Annotated in this window: 18 protein-coding genes; 13 read left to right on the forward strand and 5 right to left on the reverse strand. The window is 66.1% G+C overall.

Features of this window, described 5'->3' with window-relative positions; all coding sequences use genetic code 11:
• Positions 1–58 precede the first annotated feature (58 nt).
• Positions 59–223, reverse strand: coding sequence for a 50S ribosomal protein L33 (gene rpmG / locus GAK28_RS08575; protein ID WP_036109728.1), 165 nt, complete (start codon positions 221–223; stop codon positions 59–61).
• Positions 224–235: 12 nt separating this feature from the next.
• Positions 236–472 carry a 50S ribosomal protein L28 gene (rpmB, locus tag GAK28_RS08580; RefSeq protein ID WP_291777169.1) on the reverse strand — a complete coding sequence of 79 codons (237 nt, stop codon included), beginning with the start codon at positions 470–472 and terminating at the stop codon, positions 236–238.
• A gap of 301 nt (positions 473–773) precedes the next feature.
• On the opposite strand from rpmB, the gene secB reads away from it, so the two are divergent.
• From secB to GAK28_RS08605, 5 genes are all read left to right on the forward strand, one after another.
• A complete protein-coding gene (secB, locus tag GAK28_RS08585; RefSeq protein ID WP_291777172.1) occupies positions 774–1,265 on the forward strand; it encodes a protein-export chaperone SecB in 492 nt (163 codons plus the stop codon).
• Positions 1,266–1,267: 2 nt separating this feature from the next.
• Positions 1,268–2,302: an NAD(P)H-dependent glycerol-3-phosphate dehydrogenase gene (locus tag GAK28_RS08590; RefSeq protein WP_291777174.1), complete on the forward strand. Its 1,035-nt coding sequence runs from the start codon at positions 1,268–1,270 to the stop codon at positions 2,300–2,302.
• A gap of 114 nt (positions 2,303–2,416) precedes the next feature.
• Positions 2,417–5,428, forward strand: coding sequence for a DEAD/DEAH box helicase (locus tag GAK28_RS08595; protein WP_291777176.1), 3,012 nt, complete (start codon positions 2,417–2,419; stop codon positions 5,426–5,428).
• A gap of 115 nt (positions 5,429–5,543) precedes the next feature.
• Positions 5,544–5,846, forward strand: coding sequence for a type II toxin-antitoxin system RelE/ParE family toxin (locus GAK28_RS08600; RefSeq protein WP_291777178.1), 303 nt, complete (start codon positions 5,544–5,546; stop codon positions 5,844–5,846).
• The gene (locus GAK28_RS08605) at positions 5,843–6,127 is read left to right on the forward strand and encodes an addiction module antidote protein (protein WP_291777179.1); all 285 of its coding nucleotides are present in this window, start codon (positions 5,843–5,845) and stop codon (positions 6,125–6,127) included. Before GAK28_RS08600 ends, GAK28_RS08605 begins: the two co-directional genes overlap by 4 nt.
• Positions 6,128–6,223: 96 nt before the next feature.
• Here GAK28_RS08605 and glk read toward each other — a convergent pair whose 3' ends face one another.
• Positions 6,224–7,297 carry a glucokinase gene (glk, locus tag GAK28_RS08610; RefSeq protein WP_291777181.1) on the reverse strand — a complete coding sequence of 358 codons (1,074 nt, stop codon included), beginning with the start codon at positions 7,295–7,297 and terminating at the stop codon, positions 6,224–6,226.
• A gap of 215 nt (positions 7,298–7,512) precedes the next feature.
• On the opposite strand from glk, the gene ugpC reads away from it, so the two are divergent.
• Complete coding sequence (ugpC, locus tag GAK28_RS08615) at positions 7,513–8,607, forward strand: sn-glycerol-3-phosphate ABC transporter ATP-binding protein UgpC (RefSeq protein WP_291777182.1); 1,095 nt, start codon at positions 7,513–7,515, stop codon at positions 8,605–8,607.
• A gap of 199 nt (positions 8,608–8,806) precedes the next feature.
• Positions 8,807–9,418: a glutathione transferase GstA gene (gene gstA / locus GAK28_RS08620; protein ID WP_291777184.1), complete on the forward strand. Its 612-nt coding sequence runs from the start codon at positions 8,807–8,809 to the stop codon at positions 9,416–9,418.
• A 6-nt stretch (positions 9,419–9,424) separates the two neighbouring features.
• On the opposite strand, the gene GAK28_RS08625 is transcribed toward gstA, so the two are convergent.
• Both GAK28_RS08625 and GAK28_RS08630 read right to left on the reverse strand, forming a co-directional pair.
• Positions 9,425–10,333 carry a LysR family transcriptional regulator gene (locus tag GAK28_RS08625; protein ID WP_291777186.1) on the reverse strand — a complete coding sequence of 303 codons (909 nt, stop codon included), beginning with the start codon at positions 10,331–10,333 and terminating at the stop codon, positions 9,425–9,427.
• 57 nt (positions 10,334–10,390) lie between these two features.
• The gene (locus GAK28_RS08630; RefSeq protein WP_291777187.1) at positions 10,391–10,957 is read right to left on the reverse strand and encodes a carboxymuconolactone decarboxylase family protein; all 567 of its coding nucleotides are present in this window, start codon (positions 10,955–10,957) and stop codon (positions 10,391–10,393) included.
• Between the two features lie 117 nt (positions 10,958–11,074).
• Here GAK28_RS08630 and GAK28_RS08635 point away from each other — a divergent pair, with 117 nt between their 5' ends.
• The 6 genes from GAK28_RS08635 to GAK28_RS08660 all read left to right on the forward strand — a co-directional run bounded on the left by GAK28_RS08635 (position 11,075) and on the right by GAK28_RS08660 (position 17,849).
• Positions 11,075–11,641 (forward strand): TetR/AcrR family transcriptional regulator, encoded by a 567-nt coding sequence (locus GAK28_RS08635; protein ID WP_291777189.1) that lies wholly within the window; start codon positions 11,075–11,077, stop codon positions 11,639–11,641.
• A gap of 188 nt (positions 11,642–11,829) precedes the next feature.
• The gene (locus tag GAK28_RS08640; RefSeq protein ID WP_291777191.1) at positions 11,830–14,139 is read left to right on the forward strand and encodes a TonB-dependent hemoglobin/transferrin/lactoferrin family receptor; all 2,310 of its coding nucleotides are present in this window, start codon (positions 11,830–11,832) and stop codon (positions 14,137–14,139) included.
• Positions 14,140–14,153: 14 nt separating this feature from the next.
• Positions 14,154–15,227 (forward strand): ChuX/HutX family heme-like substrate-binding protein, encoded by a 1,074-nt coding sequence (locus GAK28_RS08645; RefSeq protein ID WP_291777194.1) that lies wholly within the window; start codon positions 14,154–14,156, stop codon positions 15,225–15,227.
• A complete protein-coding gene (locus GAK28_RS08650; RefSeq protein WP_291777196.1) occupies positions 15,224–16,063 on the forward strand; it encodes a hemin ABC transporter substrate-binding protein in 840 nt (279 codons plus the stop codon). The genes GAK28_RS08645 and GAK28_RS08650 overlap by 4 nt, the downstream gene beginning before the upstream one ends.
• Positions 16,060–17,097: an iron ABC transporter permease gene (locus tag GAK28_RS08655; protein ID WP_291777198.1), complete on the forward strand. Its 1,038-nt coding sequence runs from the start codon at positions 16,060–16,062 to the stop codon at positions 17,095–17,097. The genes GAK28_RS08650 and GAK28_RS08655 overlap by 4 nt, the downstream gene beginning before the upstream one ends.
• A complete protein-coding gene (locus GAK28_RS08660) occupies positions 17,094–17,849 on the forward strand; it encodes a heme ABC transporter ATP-binding protein (RefSeq protein ID WP_291777200.1) in 756 nt (251 codons plus the stop codon). Before GAK28_RS08655 ends, GAK28_RS08660 begins: the two co-directional genes overlap by 4 nt.
• The last annotated feature ends 311 nt before the right edge of the window (positions 17,850–18,160 follow it).

Below are 18,160 nucleotides of genomic sequence, written 5' to 3' on the forward strand. Positions count from 1 at the left end.
AGGGGGGGCGGATTGGCGTCCATAAAAAAAGCCGCCTTTCGGCGGCTTTTTCGCAAGATCACTTGATCTTGCCTTCCTTGTATTCCACGTGCTTCCGGACGACGGGGTCGTACTTCATGAAGACCATCTTTTCCGGCGTGTTCTTCTTGTTCTTGGTGGTCGTGTAGAAATGACCGGTGCCGGCGGTGGAAATCAGGCGGTGCTTGTCGCGCTTGCTTGCCATGGTGTGATCTCCTTAGATCTTCTCGCCGCGGGCACGGAGGTCGGCCAGCACGGCTTCGATGCCGTTCTTGTCGATCGTGCGCAGGGCGTGGTTCGAAACGCGCAGCTTGACCCAACGGTTCTCGCTGGCGACCCAGAAGCGACGCTCGTGCAGGTTCGGCAACCAGCGGCGACGGGTCTTGTTGTTCGCGTGCGAGACGTTGTTACCGGTCCGCACACCCTTTTGGGTGACTTGGCATCTACGGGCCATGTGGCCTCCTTATAGATTCTGTTGGACCGCCCTTTGGCCAGGACGGCGACGGCCCAGCAACGACCCGGGATGGGGGCGCCACGCGATGGCTGGAGATGGAGCGCTTCCGCCGGTTACGGGCCCGCGTCGCGTGACGGACCCACCCGACATGTCGGGATGGCATAGGGAAGCCGGGCATTCTCTCAGATTCCCACGTCCGACCGCAAGCCGGACTGTGCGCTGTCACATGATGTATGAAACAATCCGGCCTTTCGCGCCGCTGGCGTGAATCCACACCACACGACGCATTCGAGGAAAGACCATGGCAGAGATCAACGCCAACGGCCAGGCCGGCCAGCCGCAGCTCGTGCTGCAGAAGATCTACGTGAAGGACGCCTCCTTCGAGGCCCCCAACGCCCCGCAGATCTTCCAGGAAATGGGCGAAACCGAAGCCCAGCCCCAGGTCCAGCTGAACCTCGGCCACAAGGCCACGGACCTCGGCAACGACATGTACGAAGTCGTCCTGAGCCTCACCCTGACCTGCGCCCTCGGCGAGCGCACCGCCTACCTGGCCGAAGTGCACCAGGCCGGCATCTTCGGCATCGCCGGCTTCGCCAACGACGACCGCGACGGCATCCTGGGTTCCTACTGCCCGAACCTGCTGTTCCCGTACGGCCGCCAGATGGTCTCCGCCATGGTCCAGGAGGGTGGTTTCCCGCCGTTCCTGCTCCAGCCGATCAACTTCGACGCCCTGTACGCCGAACAGCAGCGCCAGCAGCTCGAAGGCGCCGGGGCCCATCCGCTCAACAGCTGAGCATGAGTTCCCCCTCCCGACCCACCGTCGCCGTCCTCGGCGCCGGTTCCTGGGGAACCGCGCTGGCCGCGCTGCTGGCGCGCAACGCGGTTCCCACCCGGTTGTGGGGGCGCGACGCGGATGCGCTGGCGGCCATGGCCGCCGCGCGCCGCAACCTGCGCTACCTGCCCGATCTGGATCTCCCGCCCGAACTCACCTACGAGAGCGATCTGGCCGCCGTCCTGAAGGGTGCGGACATCATCCTCGTCGTGGTGCCGAGCCATGCCTTCGCGGCCATGCTCGACCAGATGGTCCCGCTGCTCGATCCGGGCGCGAAGATCTCCTGGGCCACCAAGGGCTTCGAGACCGGCACGGGCCGTTTCCTGCACGAACTGGTCAACGAGAAGCTGCCGGGTCGTCCGGCCGCCGTCGTGACCGGGCCGTCGTTCGCTCGCGAGGTCACCGCCGGTCTGCCCAGCGCCGTCACCGTGCACGCCACCGACGAGGCCTTCGGCAAGGAACTGGCCGTGCTCCTGCACGCGCCGAACTTCCGCGCTTATACGGGCCACGACATCCTCGGTGCCGAGCTGGGTGGCGCGATGAAGAACGTGCTGGCCGTGGCCACCGGTGTCGCCGATGGCATGGAGCTGGGCCTCAACGCCCGCGCCGGCCTGATCACCCGTGGCATGAACGAGATGCTGCGCCTGGGCGTTGCCCTCGGCGCCCGCGCGGAAACCCTGATGGGTCTGGCTGGCCTGGGCGACCTGGTGCTCACCTGCACCGGCGACCTCTCGCGCAATCGTCGCCTGGGCCTCGCCCTGGGCAAGGGCGTGTCGCTCGACGAGGCCGTGCGCCAGATCGGCCAGGTGGTGGAAAGCGTGGTCACCGCCGACGAGGTTGCCCGACTGGCGAAAGCCCATGGGCTCGACCTGCCCATTTCCGCCGCCGTCCAGGCGGTGCTGCATGGCGAGGTCACCCCCGCCGAAGGCCTGCGCACCCTGATGGGACGCGAGCAGAAGGCCGAGTATCCCGTCGACCTGTTCCCGGGTCGCGGCTGAGATACGGCCCGGTTCGCTGAACCGGGCCGGTCCACTGGGTAAAAAGTCCTACCGGTCCGTCATCATCCCTTTGCTAAGCTTCCTGTTTTGGTCGCGCTGGCGGGAACGACACGGATGCATCAACCGGACGACAAGCGCAGGCATACCGGGGCGGCGGGAACGCTGCCGGCGGCATGGCGTCGCGTGCTCGGCGACAAGGGGACCCCGGTCGCCTCGGCCGAGCGCACGGTGCTGGGTTTCTTCCTCGAGGGCGTGAACGACGACCACGAGCCGGCCGCCCGGCTGGACGTGGCGCCCGTGCTGCTCACGATGGGCGAGGACGGCCGTTATTCCCGGCCGCTACCGCTGGACGCCCACCACCTGCCGGAGACGTCGCTCTCCGTCACCGAGAAGCGCCTCGCGGCCACGGTGCTCGGCCTGCCGCAGTCCCTGCGCAAGAGCCGTAGCTACGCCCGCTTCATCGGCACCCTCGGCGACCACCTGCTGGCAGATATCCTCGATAGCGCACCGTGCTTTTTCGGCGGAGTTGCCGGCCTTCAGCTGTCGCGCGGCAAGGCCGTGCCGCTCAACTGGCGCTGGCAACTGGAGAAGGACGGCAGCCAGAAACTGCTGCCCGTCGTGCCGACCAGCCAGCGCTTGTTCCGCGTGGGCACGCTGTGGTTCCTCGACGCCGAACACGCCGAGGTCGGTCCCTTGCAGGGCGACCCGGACGAAAGCGCATGGCTCGATCTGCCACCGCTCTCGCCCGAAAACACCGGTGCCTTCCGCGACGGCCTCGCCCACGCCATCACCGGTGATCGCGTGCCGGCGCCCCAGGTCTTCGGTGAACTGAAGAAGGCCGAGGTCGCACCGCGCCCGATGCTCACCCTGCACGCGCTGACCCGCCATGCACGTCTCGCGGCCGGCACGCCGCCGCTGGCCTATGGCCGCCTGTCGTTCGACTACGCGGGCGAGCGCCTGCCGGGCCGTGGCGGCGAACCGCTGGTGCGCCGCGTGCGCAACGGCGTGCTGCTCGAAATCACCCGCCGTCGCGCCGAGGAACTGGCGACGATGGAGCGCCTGGAGGCCGTCGGCCTCAATCCTGCCGTGGACACCGAGGGCCTGCCCTGGGACATGGCCGACACGCTGCCCGAAGACGCCTGGCTGTTTCCCGGCAAGGGCTACGCGGGCGCGCTCGAAGTGAACACGCCCGCGCGCTGGCTGGCGCTGCGACCCAAGCTCGAAGTCGATGGCTTCGTGCTGGAGTACGCGCCCAGCTTCCCGTTCGAGGTGCTGGAAGGCCCGGTGCACTGGTACGGCAAGGCGCAGGAAGACGACGCCGACCGCGCCTTCGACCTGGAGATCGGCATCGAGGTGGAAGGCAAGCGGGTGAACCTGCTGCCTGCCGTCGCCCAGGCGCTGGCCGAGCATCAGCTCAGCCTGAGCCCCGCACCCGGCGAGGCCGAGGATTCGGTCTGGTACGCGCCCGTCGACGAACGTCGACGCGTTCCTGTGCGCCTGAAGGAACTGCGCGGCCTGCTCGCGCCGCTGGCGGAATATCTGGAAAAGCCGCGCCAGCAGTTGCACCTGCCGCGTGTACAGGCCGGGCGCCTGGAAGAACTCGCCCAGGCGCTGCCCAGCGGCGGTTCGTTCGAGGCGCCGGATCGCCTGCGTGGCTTCACCCGCCGCCTGCGCGAAGCGGCCGAGCGCGCCAGCGATGCCGTGCCGGAAGGCTTGCAGGCCACGTTACGCGGTTATCAGCGCGATGGCCTGCGCTGGATGAATGCGCTCGCCGAAGCCGGTACGGGCGGCGTGCTCGCCGACGACATGGGCCTGGGCAAGACGCTTCAGCTCATCACGCATCTGCTCGCGCTGAAGGAAAGCGGCGGACTTAACGCACCGGCGTTGGTGGTCGTGCCCACGAGCCTCGTGCCCAACTGGGTGTCGGAGGTGGCGCGCTTCGCGCCGCAGCTGCGCCTGTTGGCGTTGCATGGTCCGCAGCGCGCGGAAGTATTCGCGCACATCGCCGATCAGGACGTCATCCTCACCACGTATGCCTTGTTGCCGCGCGATGTCGAGACGCTGAAAAAGCAGCCGTTCTCGCTGGCCGTGCTCGACGAGGCGCAGCAGGTGAAGAATCCTCGTACGCAGGCGCGTCGCGCCTTGCTCGCGTTGAACGTGCCGCGTTGCCTGTGTCTTACGGGCACGCCGCTTGAGAATCACCTTGGTGAACTGTGGTCGCAGATCGATCTCGCGGTGCCGGGCCTGCTCGGCGACGAGGGCGCGTTCCGCCGCCACTATCGCGTGCCGATCGAGAAGCACCAGGACGTCGCCTGCCAGGAACGTCTCAACCGTCGCATCGCGCCGTTCATCCTGCGTCGTACCAAGGCGCAGGTGGCATCCGAGCTGCCGGCGAAGACGGAGATCACGCGTCGCGTGGTGATGGAGCCGAAGCAGCGCGACCTGTACGAAAGCCTGCGCCTGTCGTTGGCCGAAGAGCTGCGCGAGGTGATCGCGCAGCGCGGCATCGCGCACAGCGGCATCGTGGTGCTCGACGCGTTGCTGAAGTTGCGCCAGGTCTGCTGCGATCCGCGCCTGGTGAAGCTCGAAGCCGCGCGTGGCGTGCGCGAGTCGGCGAAGTTCGAACTGCTGATGGACATGCTGCCCGCGTTGCTGGCCGAAGGCCGTCGGGTGTTGTTGTTCAGCCAGTTCACTGAAATGCTGCGCCTGATCGCGCACGAACTGGATCGGCGTCGTATCAGCTACGTCACGCTCACGGGCGAGACACGCGATCGCGCCGAACCTGTGCAGCGTTTCCAGGACGGCGAGGTGCCGTTGTTCCTGCTGTCGCTCAAGGCCGGCGGCGTCGGCCTCAACCTCACCACGGCCGACACGGTCATCCACTACGACCCATGGTGGAATCCCGCCGCCGAGGCGCAGGCCAGCGACCGTGCGCACCGCATCGGCCAGGACAAGCCGGTGTTCGTCTATCGCCTCATCACGGCGGGCACGGTGGAAGAGCGCATCGAGGAACTGAAAACACGCAAGGCCGAACTGGCCGACGCGGTCCTCGAAGGCGGCGGCAGCCGCGAACGCCTGAGCTTCGACGAAAGCGACCTCGACGCGCTGCTCGCGCCGTCGGTGTAGGTCGGCTTTGCTAGGGACGATGGGCCGAGGGCAGGCCCATCGCCTCCTGCAGGTCGCCATCTCTGAACTTGTAATCCATGGTTCACGATCGTAATCTATGGGTTACGGTCGGTGCATGTACGAGATCTACCAGACCCGGCTATTCCAGAGGTGGCACGACCGCCTCCATGATCGTCATGCGATTGCCCGTATCGACGCGCGACTGCGTCGTATGGAGTCCGGTCATTTTGGTGATGTGAAGCACGTCGGCCAAGGTGTGCGGGAAGCGAGGATCGATCATGGTCCCGGATATCGCCTTTACTACATACAACGCGGTGTCCGATTGATCGTCTTGCTCATGGGTGGCGACAAATCCAGTCAGGGGCGCGATATCCGACGCGCCGTCGAACTCGCCGAGGCGTGGGACACACAGGTATGAAAGAAAAATTCACCCGCTGGGATCCGGTCGATCACCTTCACACTGAGGCAGACCAACTCGCCTATCTTGATGCCTGCCTTATCGAGGACCCGGGCGACGGCAGCCTCATCCGCGCGGCGCTGGGCGATATCGCACGGGCGCGGGGCATGAGTTCGGTGTCTCGGGCGGCGGGAATTTCCCGCGAAGGGCTGTATCGGGCATTGTCGGAAGACGGTAACCCGGAATTCGCCACGGTGATGCGCGTGATGCGCGCGCTGGGCGTGCAGCTGAAGGTGGCGTGACACGATCTGTGTAGGAGCGCGCTTGCGCGCGATGGGGGTTATCGCAAGCCCCATCGCGCGCAAGCGCGCTCCTACAGGTAAATCACCGCGGGATGATCAGCCGCGGTGCAGCGGGCTGCCGCCGGCTTCGACGATCGCCAGGGCGGCGCCGCCGATGAGGCCCGGTTCCGGGTTCATGATGGCCTGGGTCGGCACGGTTTCCATGGTGTCGCGGAAACGGCCCTTGGCCTCGAAGCGCTCGCGGAAATGGCCGGCCTGGATCCACGGCAGCAGGATCGGGGTCATGCCACCGGTGAGGTATACGCCGTCCCACGCGCCCAGCGTGAGCACGAGGTCACCCGCGACGCTGCCGAAGATGCCGGCGAAGGTCTCGACCGCACGCGTGCACATCGGGCAGCTATCGTCGCCACCGGCCTTCTGGCCCGGCAGCAGCGCGCGCTTGGTGATGTCCTCGGCGCGGATCGTGTCGTCCGGCTTCTGCCCCGAGATCTCGCAGATGGCGGAGTAGAGGTTTTCCAGGCCCTGGCCGCTGATCAGGCGCTCGTTCGAGACGCGGCCGTAGCGGAGGTTCAAGACCTTGAGGATCTCGATGTCCTCGGGGCTGTGCGCGGCGAAGCCGGCGTGGCCGCCTTCGGTCTGCAGCACGCTGACCTTGTCGCCACGGATCAGCAGGCCGCCGACGCCCAGGCCGGTGCCCGGGCCCACGACGACGAAGGTCTGTTCGTCCTTGGCGCCGATCTTCGGCACCGGCAGGTTGCCGACGGCCTCCAGTTCGTGGTGGCCGCCCTTGTCGATGACCTTGTCGGCGGTCATGAGCATCACCGCCATGGACTGCGCGGCGAAGTCGTTCACGAGGTGGACCCATTCCAGGTCCAGCTGCTTCGCGAGGGCGTGGCCGTTGATGGCCCAGGGGTTATTGGTGACCTTGACGGTCTCGCCGTTATCGATGCGACCGGCGGCGGCGATGATCACGCGCTGGGCGGGGTGCCCGGTTTCCTTGAAATACTGCTTCGCGGCGTCGGCCAGCGAGGGGTAGTCCTTGACGTGGTACCGACGGATGCTTTCCTGGATAAGCGGTTGTTTTTCTTTCGGATGTGCGATGCCGAACCGCACATTGGTGCCGCCGAGGTCGGCGAGCAGGGTCGGCGCCGCAGCGCTAACGTTGGCCATGTTGAAAAACCTGTCGTGTCACGGATAGCCCGCAAGGGTGCCTCGGGCGGGGGCTGTCGTCCAGTGACGATTTCTTCAGCGAGTCGTTCACGGCACGCCGTGCAAGACCCTTCACCGACACTATGACGTAAACGATTACGTCGGCAGAATACCCCATTGTCCGGCGCGTGGGCAGGCTTGTCTTGCGCGTGACGGGAGCAACGGGAGAGCAGGTGATGGCAGCAGTCCGCCTCGACAAGGTGCGCAAGGTTTACCCCAACGGCCACGTGGCCCTGAAGGAAGCGAGCTTCGACATCGCCGACGGCGAGTTGCTGGTGCTGGTCGGCCCTTCGGGCTGCGGCAAGACCACCCTGCTGCGAATGATCGCCGGGCTGGAGTCGATCTCCGGCGGCACGATGACCATCGGCGACCGCGTGGTGAACGACGTGGCGCCGAAGGATCGCGACATCGCCATGGTCTTCCAGAACTACGCGCTCTACCCGCACATGAGCGTGCGCGAGAACCTCGGCTTCGGCCTGCGCCTGCGCGGCGTGGAGAAGCCGGAGATCGACCGTCGCGTCGCCGACGCGGCCGCGATGCTTGGGCTGGAGGAGCGTCTGGACCACCGTCCCGCCGCGCTTTCCGGCGGACAGCGCCAGCGCGTCGCGCTGGGGCGCGCGATGGTCCGTGACCCGGCGGTGTTCCTGCTCGACGAGCCGCTGTCCAACCTCGACGCCAAACTGCGCCTGTCCACCCGCGTGGAGATCGCGCGCATCCACCGTCGCGTCGGCGCGACCATGGTCTACGTCACCCACGACCAGATCGAGGCCATGACGCTGGGTCAGCGCATCGTCGTGCTCAATGGTGGCGTGATCCAGCAGCTCGACACCCCGATGAACCTCTACAACAAGCCGGCCAATCTGTTCGTCGCCGGTTTCCTCGGTAGCCCGTCGATGAACCTGTTTCACGGCACGCTGCGTCGCGAGGACGGCCTGCGCCTGGTGATGAAGGACACGTCCATCGCCCTGGGCACCGACGCTCCGGCGCTTGCCGCATGGATCGACAAGCCGCTGATCGTCGGCTTGCGCCCGGAAGACCTGCTGACCGTCGCCGACCATGCCGGCACCGTGGAGCGCCTGAGCGCGCACGTCGAAGTGGTGGAGCCGGTGGGCAACGAGGTGTTCCTCAACATGCGCCACGGTGGCGATGAACTGGTCTCCCGCGTGCCGCCGCATTCGTCGGTGCAAGCTGGCACCGATGTCGCGCTGGGCTTCCTTCCGGAACGCCTGCATTTCTTCGATCCGGAAAGCACGACACGGATCGACGCCTGAGTTTCGATGCTTGAATCGCCGCAGGCATTGTCCAGCGGCATGAAAAATCAATTCGTGCCATCCGTGTTTTTGGGGGCGCATCGCGTACCTAGACTCCTGCCCATCGCATTGTGCCTGTTCATGGCGCGATGCGACGGCGAGTCGCGCAGCGTACGTCGCGACGCCAGTGATGTCCTTCCCCACATCCAAGGATGCTTGCATGAAACTGTATTTTTCCCCCGGTTCCTGTGGCCTAGCCGCGCAGATCGCACTGCGCGAGGCAGGCGTGCCGTTCGACCTGGTGAAGGTCGACTTCGCCACCAAGCGCACCGTTGACGGCGATTACCTTCAGGTGAATCCCAAGGGCTTCATCCCTGCGCTTGAATGGGATGACGGCGCGATCGTGACCGAGGGTGCCGTCATCCTTCAATGGATCGCCGATCACCATCCCGATGCCAGGCTGCTGCCGCCGGTCGGCACGGTGGATCGCTATCGCGCCATGGAGTGGCTGAACTATGTCGCCACCGACCTGCACAAGGGTATGGCCGTGATGTTCTCGACGCTCGTCGACGGCGATTCGAAGGTGCGTTTCGCCGAAGGCAATCTCGCGCTCCGGTTCGCCTACGTGGACGATCACCTGGCGACGAACGACTACGTGCTGGGCGACCGTTTTTCGGCGGTGGATACCTATCTGTACAACGTGCTGCGCTGGCCACCGCGAGTGAACATCGATATCTCGGCCTACGCGGCGATCCAGTCCTTCATGCGGCGCATGGAGCAGCGTCCGTCCGTCGTCGCCTCGGTCGCCGCGGAGCTGTCAACGAATCGCTGAGCCGCATCAAGGCAGGGCGGGATGCGTCGACAGGAGCTGTTCGGTCCAGTCGACGAACGCGCGGATCTTCGCCGAGAGATGCCGGTTGAGTGGATAGACGACATGGATCGGCATGGGATCGCTGGTCCAGTCGTCCAGCACCGGCACCAGTCGCCCGTCGGCGATCATCGGGGCCATGAGAAACGTGGCCATCTGTACGATACCGAGGCCACTCAATCCCGCGGCGGTGTACGCGTAGCTGTCGTTCAGCGCGACAGGGCTGTCCAGCGACACCTGGACGCGTTCGTCGCCACGTGAAAAATTCCAGTCGAACATCCTGCCGGTGCGTGCCGAGAAATAGTTGACGCACCGATGGCCGCTCAAGTCGTTGGGATGCGTCGGACGACCATGGCGGGCGAGATAGTCCGGGGACGCGCAGGTGGCGTAGCGCATCGTGCCGACCCGGCGCGCGATCAGGGTGGAGTCGGCCAGTTGCCGGTCGCCGCGGATGGCGCAGTCCACGCCTTCCTCGATGAGGTCGATGGGACGATCGCTGCAACCCAGTTCCAGGCGGATATCCGGGTATCGCGCGAAGAACGTCGGCAAGGCGGGGATGATGATCTCGCTGGCCAGTCCCGTGGGTGCGTCCACGCGAAGGCGCCCCGAAGGGCTGAGGTGGCTTGAGGCCACGCCATCGTCCGCGTCGCGCACGTCAGCCAGGATGCGTACGCAGCGCGCGTAGTAAGCGGCCCCTTCCGCGGTGACGCGGACATGCCGTGTCGTGCGGTTGAGCAGCTTCACGCGAAGCGCCTTCTCCAGCGACTGCACCAGGGTGGACACCGTCGCCTTGGGCAGCTGCATGTTGTCTGCCGCTCGCGTAAATGATCCGGCGTCCACCACCTGGACGAACACCTCCATGGCCAGCAGCTTGTTCATGTCGTCATCCGTATAAGAGAAAAAAGCGGCGGGGCGCAGGCCACCGCCGCCTTCGCGTCACGCGTTGCCGCGCGCGATCTTCGACTGGTCGAACAGGCGCAGCACCGGGAAGTCGATGTCGGTGCGGGCTACCTTCCAGAAATAGTTCGTGAGGAAGTTGAGGATCAGGTGGCCGAACACTTCCGACACGTCTTCGTCGGTCCAGCCGGCATCCTTCACGGCCTGCACTTCGGCGTTGGTCAGGTCGCCCTTGTGGCGGACGAGAAGCAGCACGAAGGTGAGCAGCGCTTCTTCCTTCGGGTCGGTGGACTTGCCGTGGCGGGCCAGCTCGATGTCCTCGTCGGTGAGCTTCTGCAGCCTGGCGATGGCCGCCAGCAGGGAGATGCAGTACTCGCAGCCGTTTTCCTCGCCGATGGCGAGGCCGATCTTGCGGGCGAGCTTCTTGTCGAAGCGGCCCTCAGAGAGGTTCTGGAACAGGGTCAGGTAGCTGTTCATCATGGCCGGCGAGTTGGTCATGGCCGACATCAGCAGCGGGTTCTTGCCGAACTTGGCCGTGGTCTTCTCGAAAATCTCGACCTGGGCGGGGGTGGCGGTATCGAGCGTGAGGACGGGAATGCGTGACATGGGGGTTCCTTAAGTAATATACCGATCGTTCGGTAATATTAAGATGGGCGACGCTCTCTATCCCTGTCAAGAAATATTTGACCGAATGTTCGGTTACAATCGTCGCAGGAGTACCCCATGCCCAAGCCCCGCAAGATCGAAGACGACGAACTGACCCGGAAGCTGACCGCCATCTTCAAGGAGGTCGGGTACGACGCCGCGTCGCTGGCCAGCCTGTCGGAGGCCACGGGCCTGAAGAAGGCGAGCCTCTATCACCGGTTTCCGGGCGGGAAGGAACAGATGGCGGAGGAGGTGCTGGCCGCCACGCGCGAGATCCTGAGCGAGCACTTGTTTCCCGCTCTTGCCGACGCCGCGCCCCCGGATCGGAAGATGGCCGCCTTCGCGACCATCGTCGACGCGTTCTACGCCAGCGGTAACGAGTCATGCCTGCTCAACGTGCTGGCGCCACCCCGCGGCCAGGAGAACGGGCGTTCCGTGGCCATCGCGTCCATCTTCCAGCAGCTGTCCGACGCGCTGACGCAGGTGGCGGAAGGGGCCGGCTCACCCGCGGAACAGGCAAAAATCCGGGCGGAGCAGGCGCTCGTGGAACTGCATGGTGCCCTCATCCTGTCCAAGGGGATGGCCGATCCCTCGGTGTTCCAGCGCATGCTGACGCGCCTGCCGGGCATTGTCCTGGCCGCCTGAGTCGCGCCCGCGTGGCCTCTTCGTCACGATGTTGTGAATAAGAACCATTCTTATTAAGATGGTGTGACGCCGCTCACGAAAGCGGTGACACCACTATCCGGCCGCCAGCCCGGAGGCACCGCCTCCTTCGCAAGCAACCGCCAACGTGCCTGCCCCGGCACGCATGTCCTTAGCGAAGGAAGACATCCGTGTTGCAAAAGAACGCTCTCGCCGCGCTGATTGGCGCGGCCATCGCCTGTGCCGGCGCCGCGCATGCCGCGGAAGCCGCCAATCCCGCCACCACCGACGACCTGCCGCGCATCACCGTTACGGCCATCGGTTCCGCCTTCAAGTTCGACGTGCCGGCCACGGTCACCGTGATCGACCGGCAGAAGATGGATCGCCATCTCGTGGCCGACATCCGCGACCTCGTGAAGTACGAGCCGGGCGTCTCGGCCATCGGCACCGCCGGTCGCTGGGGCCTGGACAGCTTCAACATCCGCGGCCTCGACGGCAATCGCGTTGCGATCCTCACCGACGGCGTGCCCGCGTCGAACTCGTTCGGCTTCTCCACCACCGGTATGCGCGCCGGCCGCAGCTTCGTCGATCCGAACACGCTCAAGAGCGCGGAAATCATCCGCGGCCCCGCGTCGGCCCTGGATCCGTCCGACGCGCTCGGCGGCACCGTGCGATACGTCACCAAGGACCCGGCCGATTACCTGAAGGACGGCAAGGACGTCTTCATGTCGGTGAAGGAGCGCTACAACAGCGCTGATCGTTCGCTGGGCACCTCGCTGACCCTGGCCGGCGGCACGCCAACCAATGGCGTGGTCTTCGTGGCCGATCATCGTGAAGCCAGCGCGCTGAACAACAAGGGCGACATCTCCACGTCGAACTACCTGCGTACGCGCCCCGATCCGCTCTCGGCAAGCACCACCAGCGTGCTCGGCAAGTATGTGCACGTCGCCCCATCGGGTCGCGAAGACAACATCACCGTCGACATCTACCGCAACAGCGTCACCACCGACGTGCTCAGCGCGCTGGGCCAGCCGGGGCAGACTCTCCTGCAAAGCGACAAGGCCGACGACCGCGCCACGCGCTTCCGCATCTCCGCCGGCCAGCGCTACACCAACATCGACCTGGGCATCGCCGATCGCCTGGAATGGAATGCCTACTGGCAGAAGTCCGAGACCGAATTCACCACGCAGACCCTGGCCAACGTGGTCTCGCGTCGCACCACCTACGACCGCACCTACCTGAGCGATCTCAGCGAAAAACTCTTCGGCGGCCGACTGGCGCTGTACAAGACGATCACCGGTGGCAGCGTCGAACAGCGCATCGCCTACGGCGTGGAAGCCTCGCGCACCACGCCCACCGGTTCGCTCGGTGGCCAGGGCCGTGACGTGAATACCGGCATCGTCTCCAGCAACACGCCGTACATGCCGGAGAACTACCCGCTGCGTTTCTTCCCGCGTAACGACACCGATCGCTACTCGGTCTTCGCCCAGGACGAAATCGCGTTGCTCGACGGCCGCCTGCGCATCACCCCGGGCGTGCGTTGGGATCAGTACGCGTTCAAGCCGGACCATAGCGACCCGTACTACGCCAGCCCCTTCGTGGCCGACGGCCTCAACGACGTGAAGAAGGATCGCTTCTCGCCGAAGCTGGGCGTCACCTACGCTGTGACCGACGCCATCGAGGTCTACGGCCAGTATTCACAGGGCTTCCGTCCGCCGTTGTACAGCGAGCTGGCCGTGGCCTGGGGCACCACGCGCCTCTACGGCATCGTGCCCAACCCGAACCTCAAGCCGGAAACCAGCAAGGGCGTCGAGATCGGCATCCGCGGCAACGGCGAGCTGGGTTACTTCTCGGCGAGCGCGTACTACAACCGCTACCGCAACTTCATCTTCGGTGGCTACACGCTCGACCGTAGCCAGTGGCCGCTGTGGGCGCAGCAACAGAACCTGCTCATCGTGATGCAGGCCGTGAACTTCCCGAAGGCCACGATCAAGGGCGTGGAAGCGTCGGGCGGCCTGATGCTGGGCGCGCTCAACGATTCGCTGCAGGGCTGGCGCATCGAAGGCAATCTCGCCGCGTCGCGCGGCGACAAGCAGGTCTACGGCCAGCCGGGCTGGTCGCCGCTGAACAGCGTCGATCCGCTGAGCGCGGTGCTGGGCATCTCCTATGACGCCAAGACCTGGGGTGCCGAGCTGATCGGCAAGGGCGTGCGCCGCAAGTCACGCCTGGACAGCGATTCGATCTTCCATGCGCCCGGCTACGCCACGCTCGATCTCTACGCGCACTGGAAGCCGGTGGAGCCCGTCGAACTCATGCTCGGCCTCACCAACCTCACCGATCGCAAGTACTGGGATTGGGGCAACCTCCACGGCGGCACGCTGACCAACGTCGGCAGCTTCAGTGGCAGCGGCGTCGACGACGCCCAGTTGCGCAACGCCCAGATCGAACGCCTCACGATGCCCGGTCGCGCGGTCAGCGCCTCCGTGCGCTACACGTTCTGAAGGAGTCAGTCGTCATGCAAGAAACCACCGCTTCCTCGTCGCCGCGGATCGACATCCCCGCCCTCATCAACGGCTATCGCCACCTGCGCGAGAGCGAGCCGGGCCTGCGCGCCCGTGACGCCGCCCAGCGCCTCGGCGTCAGCGAAGGCGCGCTGGTGGCCAGCCGCGTCGGCGACGGCGTGACCCGCCTCGAAGGCGACCTGCCCACGCTGATCCGCGACCTGCCGCAACTGGGCCGCGTGATGGCGCTGACCCGCAACGAGTACTGCGTCCACGAGAAGAAGGGCCAGTACAACAACATCGACATCGGCGGCACGATGGGCATCGTGCTCGACGAGGAGATCGACCTGCGCCTGTTCCTCAAGCATTGGCGCTATGGCTTCGTGGTGCGCGAGCAGTCGCGTGGTCGCGAGCTGGAAAGCCTGCAGTTCTTCGACGGTGACGGCCGTGCCGTGCACAAGATCTACCTCACCGACGAAACCGATCGCTCGGCCTGGCGCATGCTGGTGCATCGCTACACGGCGGCGGTGCAGTCGCCGCTGATCGATTGCGTGGCCGTCGAGGAGCCGCTGCCGGAACAGCTGGACGACGCCTCCGTGAATGTCGACTCCCTGCGCGACCATTGGCGCGCGCTGCGCGATCCGCACGACTTCTTCGCGATGCTCAAGAAGCACAAGGTCACCCGCACGCAGGCCTTGCGCCTAGTCGGTAGCGAGTTCGCCGACCGGGTGGACAACGACGCGCTGCGCACCGTGCTGGAAGCGGCGGCGGATGGCGGCGAGCCGCTGATGGTCTTCGTCGGTTCGGCGGGCGTGGTGCAGATCCATACCGGCCCGGTGCAGAACGTGAAGATGGTGGGCGACTGGCTCAACGTGCTCGACAACACCTTCAACCTGCACCTGCGCACCGAAACCATCGACAGCGCCTGGATCGTGCGCAAGCCCGTGCCCGAGGGCGTGGTCACCTCGCTGGAACTGTATGCCGCCGATGGCACGCAGATCGTGCAGGTGTTCGGCAAGCGCAAGCCGGGTATTCCCGAACGTGACGATTGGCGCGCGCTGCTGGCCCGCGTGGAGGTGAAGGCATGAACATGAAGCGTTATGGCCTGCTGGCCCTGCTGTTGGTGCCGTTCGCGGCGACCGCGGCTACCCGTGTTGTCTCCCTCGGCGGTGACGTGACCGAGACGGTCTATGCGATCCATGCGCAGGCCGATCTCGCGGGCGTGGATTCCACCAGCCTGTACCCGGCGGAGGCGACCCAGCTGCCGAACGTCGGCTACGTTCGCCAGCTCAGCGCCGAAGGCGTGCTGGCGCTGCGTCCACAGCTGATCCTCGCCACGCATGACGCGGGCCCGGAGACGGCGATAAAGCAGATCCGCGACGCGGGCGTGCGTATCGAGACCTTGCCGGTGTCGCGTACACCGGAGGATATCGAGGGCAAGATCCGCACGATCGGCCAGCTGCTCGGCCACGAGAAGGAAGCGACGGCGTTGGCCGACCAGGTCGCCGCGCGCTTCGCTACGCTGGCGAAAGCGGTGCAGGCCATGGGCACGCATCCGCGCGCCGTGTTCCTGATGTCGACGGGGCAGGGCAGCCCCATGGCGGCTGGCAAGGATACCGCCGCCGATCGCGCCATCGTGCTCGCGGGTGGCGTCAACGTCGCCACGGGAATGGAGGGCTACAAGCCGGTGTCGCCGGAGGCGCTGGTGGGCCTGAAGCCTGACGTGATCCTGCTGATGAAGGAGCGCGAGGATGCCGTGGGCGGCCTAGAGGGCGTGCTGAAGCTGCCGGGCGTGGCGGACACGCCGGCCGGCAAGGCGAAGCGCATCTACTTCGTGGAGGGTCAGGCGCTGCTCGGCTTCGGTCCGCGCACGATTGATGCCGCGTCGGATCTGCAACGCCGCTGGGCGACGGCCGCGCGATGAACGCCGTGACCGCCGCCATCCCGCGCGCGCGTTCGCGTCGCGGCGTCGCTCTCTTGGCCCTCGTGGCCTTGTTGCTGGCGGCGTCGCTGTGGAACCTGTCGCAAGGTGCCATCGATATTCCCGCGCGGCAGATCGTGGCCGCGCTGGCGCGTTGGTTCGATGGGATCGCGGCGATCGACGACGACAACGTGGTGCTGATGCTGCGGCTGCCGCGTTTGATGCTGGCCGTGCTGGTCGGTGCCGCGCTGGCCAGTGGCGGCGCGTCGATGCAGGGGCTGTTCCGCAATCCGCTGGCGGACCCGGGCCTGATAGGTGTGTCGTCTGGCGCGGCACTCGGTGCCATCGCGGCGATCGTGATCGGCCACCAGTCCGGTTCGTGGCTGGTGGCGTTGTCCGCCTTCATTGGCGGCCTGGTGGCGACCTCCATCGTGTACATGTTGGGGCGTCGGCGACCGGGTGTGGCGAACCTGCTGCTGGCCGGCGTGGCGATCAACGCCATCGCGATGGCGGGTGTCGGCATGCTCACCTACATGGCGAGCGAGCATCAGTTACGTGACCTGACGTTCTGGACGCTGGGGAGCCTGGGTGGGGCGACCTGGTCGAAGGTGGGCATCGTGGCGCCTTGGATCCTGTTGCCGCTGCTTTGCATGCCGAAAGCGGCGAACGCGCTCAATGCGTTGCTGCTGGGTGAGGGCGAGGCGTCGTTGCTGGGTTTCCGTCCGGAGCGGTTGCGTCCGTTGCTGGTCGGGCTGGTGGCGTTGGCGGTGGGTGCGGCAGTGGCGTTTTCGGGGGTGATCGGTTTCGTGGGGCTGGTGGTGCCGCATCTGCTGCGCATGGTGTTCGGCCCCGATCATCGGTTCCTGTTGCCGGCGTCCGCACTGGGTGGTGCGTCGCTGCTGGTGGGCGCGGATGCGTTGGCGCGTACGGTAGTGGCGCCGGGTGAATTGCCGATCGGCGTGTTGACGGCATTGGTGGGCGGTCCGTTCTTCCTGTGGTTGCTGGTGCGCAAGCGAGTGGGGGAGGGTGTGCGATGAGTGTCCTCGTCGCAGACCGCATCACACTGTATCGTGGCGGGCGCCCCGTGCTTCGCGAGGTGTCGCTTACCGCCAGGTCTGGGCGTTTGCTGGTGCTGGTCGGCCCGAATGGGGCGGGCAAGAGCACGTTGTTGGGGGCGTTGTCCGGGCGCCTGGCACCCGACGCGGGTAGCGTGACGCTTGAGGGTCGCGCCTTATCGGAGTGGGCCCCACGTGAGCTGGCCCGTCGTCGGGCGATGCTGTCGCAGCGAGTGGATCTGGAGTTCGGTTTCGGCGTGGACGAGGTGGTGGCGTTGGGGCGCAGTCCGCATCCGGCCGATACCTTGCGCGATGCGCGCATCGTCGATGCGGCGTTGCGTGCGGCGCATGCGTGGAATCTGCGCGACCGCAATTACACGGGTCTTTCCGGTGGCGAGCAGCAGCGTGTGCAGCTGGCGCGGGTGCTTGCGCAGGTGTGGGATGGGGGCGCGCAGGGCTGTTGGTTATTGCTCGACGAGCCGGAGGCGGGCCTGGACATCGCGCATCAGCATTTCATCCTTCGTCGCGCGAAGGAGTGCGCCGAGGCGGGGTTCGGTGTGATCGCGGTGCTTCACGATCTGAACCTTGCGGCGCGATATGCGGACGATATCGCGGTGTTGGCGGAAGGGGAGTTGCGGCGACATGGTGCGCCGGAAGATGCGCTCGACCCTTCGTTGCTGTCGGGGATTTATGGGATTCCGCTGGCGCACGGCATGGGGATCGATGCGGCTTGATAAGGTTGGCTGCTTTGCAGCCCGTGTTTTTAACGGCTTGCGCCGTACAGCCGCTTCGTAGGGTTGGCTCGCCTTCGGCATCGCGCGCGGCGCTCGGGCGTGGCGGTGGAGCCGTCGGGCCGCCGCCGGGGCGCGCCGGCTCCGCCGTCCCTCGGGAAAGGTTGGCCGCTGTGCGGCCCATGTCTTATGGCTTCGCCCCTTCGGGCTCGGGCAGGTGGTCGAGGTTCCTCGACTCGGCATCCTGCCTCGGCGAGGAATGGCGGTCTTCCTGACCGCCACCGCTGCGCGGCCTTTTTCGCCCACCTACCCTC

The organism is Luteibacter sp. (assembly GCF_009912395.1).
GTDB lineage: Bacteria > Pseudomonadota > Gammaproteobacteria > Xanthomonadales > Rhodanobacteraceae > Luteibacter.

What these genes read in the sequence shown, in the direction of transcription:
- rpmG (WP_036109728.1), bottom strand. Translation starts at nt 223, where the DNA reads ATGGCAAGCAAGCGCGACAAGCACCGCCTGATTTCCACCGCCGGCACC.
- rpmB (WP_291777169.1), bottom strand. Translation starts at nt 472, where the DNA reads ATGGCCCGTAGATGCCAAGTCACCCAAAAGGGTGTGCGGACCGGTAAC.
- secB (WP_291777172.1), top strand. Translation starts at nt 774, where the DNA reads ATGGCAGAGATCAACGCCAACGGCCAGGCCGGCCAGCCGCAGCTCGTG.
- GAK28_RS08590 (WP_291777174.1), top strand. Translation starts at nt 1,268, where the DNA reads ATGAGTTCCCCCTCCCGACCCACCGTCGCCGTCCTCGGCGCCGGTTCC.
- GAK28_RS08595 (WP_291777176.1), top strand. Translation starts at nt 2,417, where the DNA reads ATGCATCAACCGGACGACAAGCGCAGGCATACCGGGGCGGCGGGAACG.
- GAK28_RS08600 (WP_291777178.1), top strand. Translation starts at nt 5,544, where the DNA reads ATGTACGAGATCTACCAGACCCGGCTATTCCAGAGGTGGCACGACCGC.
- GAK28_RS08605 (WP_291777179.1), top strand. Translation starts at nt 5,843, where the DNA reads ATGAAAGAAAAATTCACCCGCTGGGATCCGGTCGATCACCTTCACACT.
- glk (WP_291777181.1), bottom strand. Translation starts at nt 7,297, where the DNA reads ATGGCCAACGTTAGCGCTGCGGCGCCGACCCTGCTCGCCGACCTCGGC.
- ugpC (WP_291777182.1), top strand. Translation starts at nt 7,513, where the DNA reads ATGGCAGCAGTCCGCCTCGACAAGGTGCGCAAGGTTTACCCCAACGGC.
- gstA (WP_291777184.1), top strand. Translation starts at nt 8,807, where the DNA reads ATGAAACTGTATTTTTCCCCCGGTTCCTGTGGCCTAGCCGCGCAGATC.
- GAK28_RS08625 (WP_291777186.1), bottom strand. Translation starts at nt 10,333, where the DNA reads ATGAACAAGCTGCTGGCCATGGAGGTGTTCGTCCAGGTGGTGGACGCC.
- GAK28_RS08630 (WP_291777187.1), bottom strand. Translation starts at nt 10,957, where the DNA reads ATGTCACGCATTCCCGTCCTCACGCTCGATACCGCCACCCCCGCCCAG.
- GAK28_RS08635 (WP_291777189.1), top strand. Translation starts at nt 11,075, where the DNA reads ATGCCCAAGCCCCGCAAGATCGAAGACGACGAACTGACCCGGAAGCTG.
- GAK28_RS08645 (WP_291777194.1), top strand. Translation starts at nt 14,154, where the DNA reads ATGCAAGAAACCACCGCTTCCTCGTCGCCGCGGATCGACATCCCCGCC.
- GAK28_RS08650 (WP_291777196.1), top strand. Translation starts at nt 15,224, where the DNA reads ATGAACATGAAGCGTTATGGCCTGCTGGCCCTGCTGTTGGTGCCGTTC.
- GAK28_RS08655 (WP_291777198.1), top strand. Translation starts at nt 16,060, where the DNA reads ATGAACGCCGTGACCGCCGCCATCCCGCGCGCGCGTTCGCGTCGCGGC.
- GAK28_RS08660 (WP_291777200.1), top strand. Translation starts at nt 17,094, where the DNA reads ATGAGTGTCCTCGTCGCAGACCGCATCACACTGTATCGTGGCGGGCGC.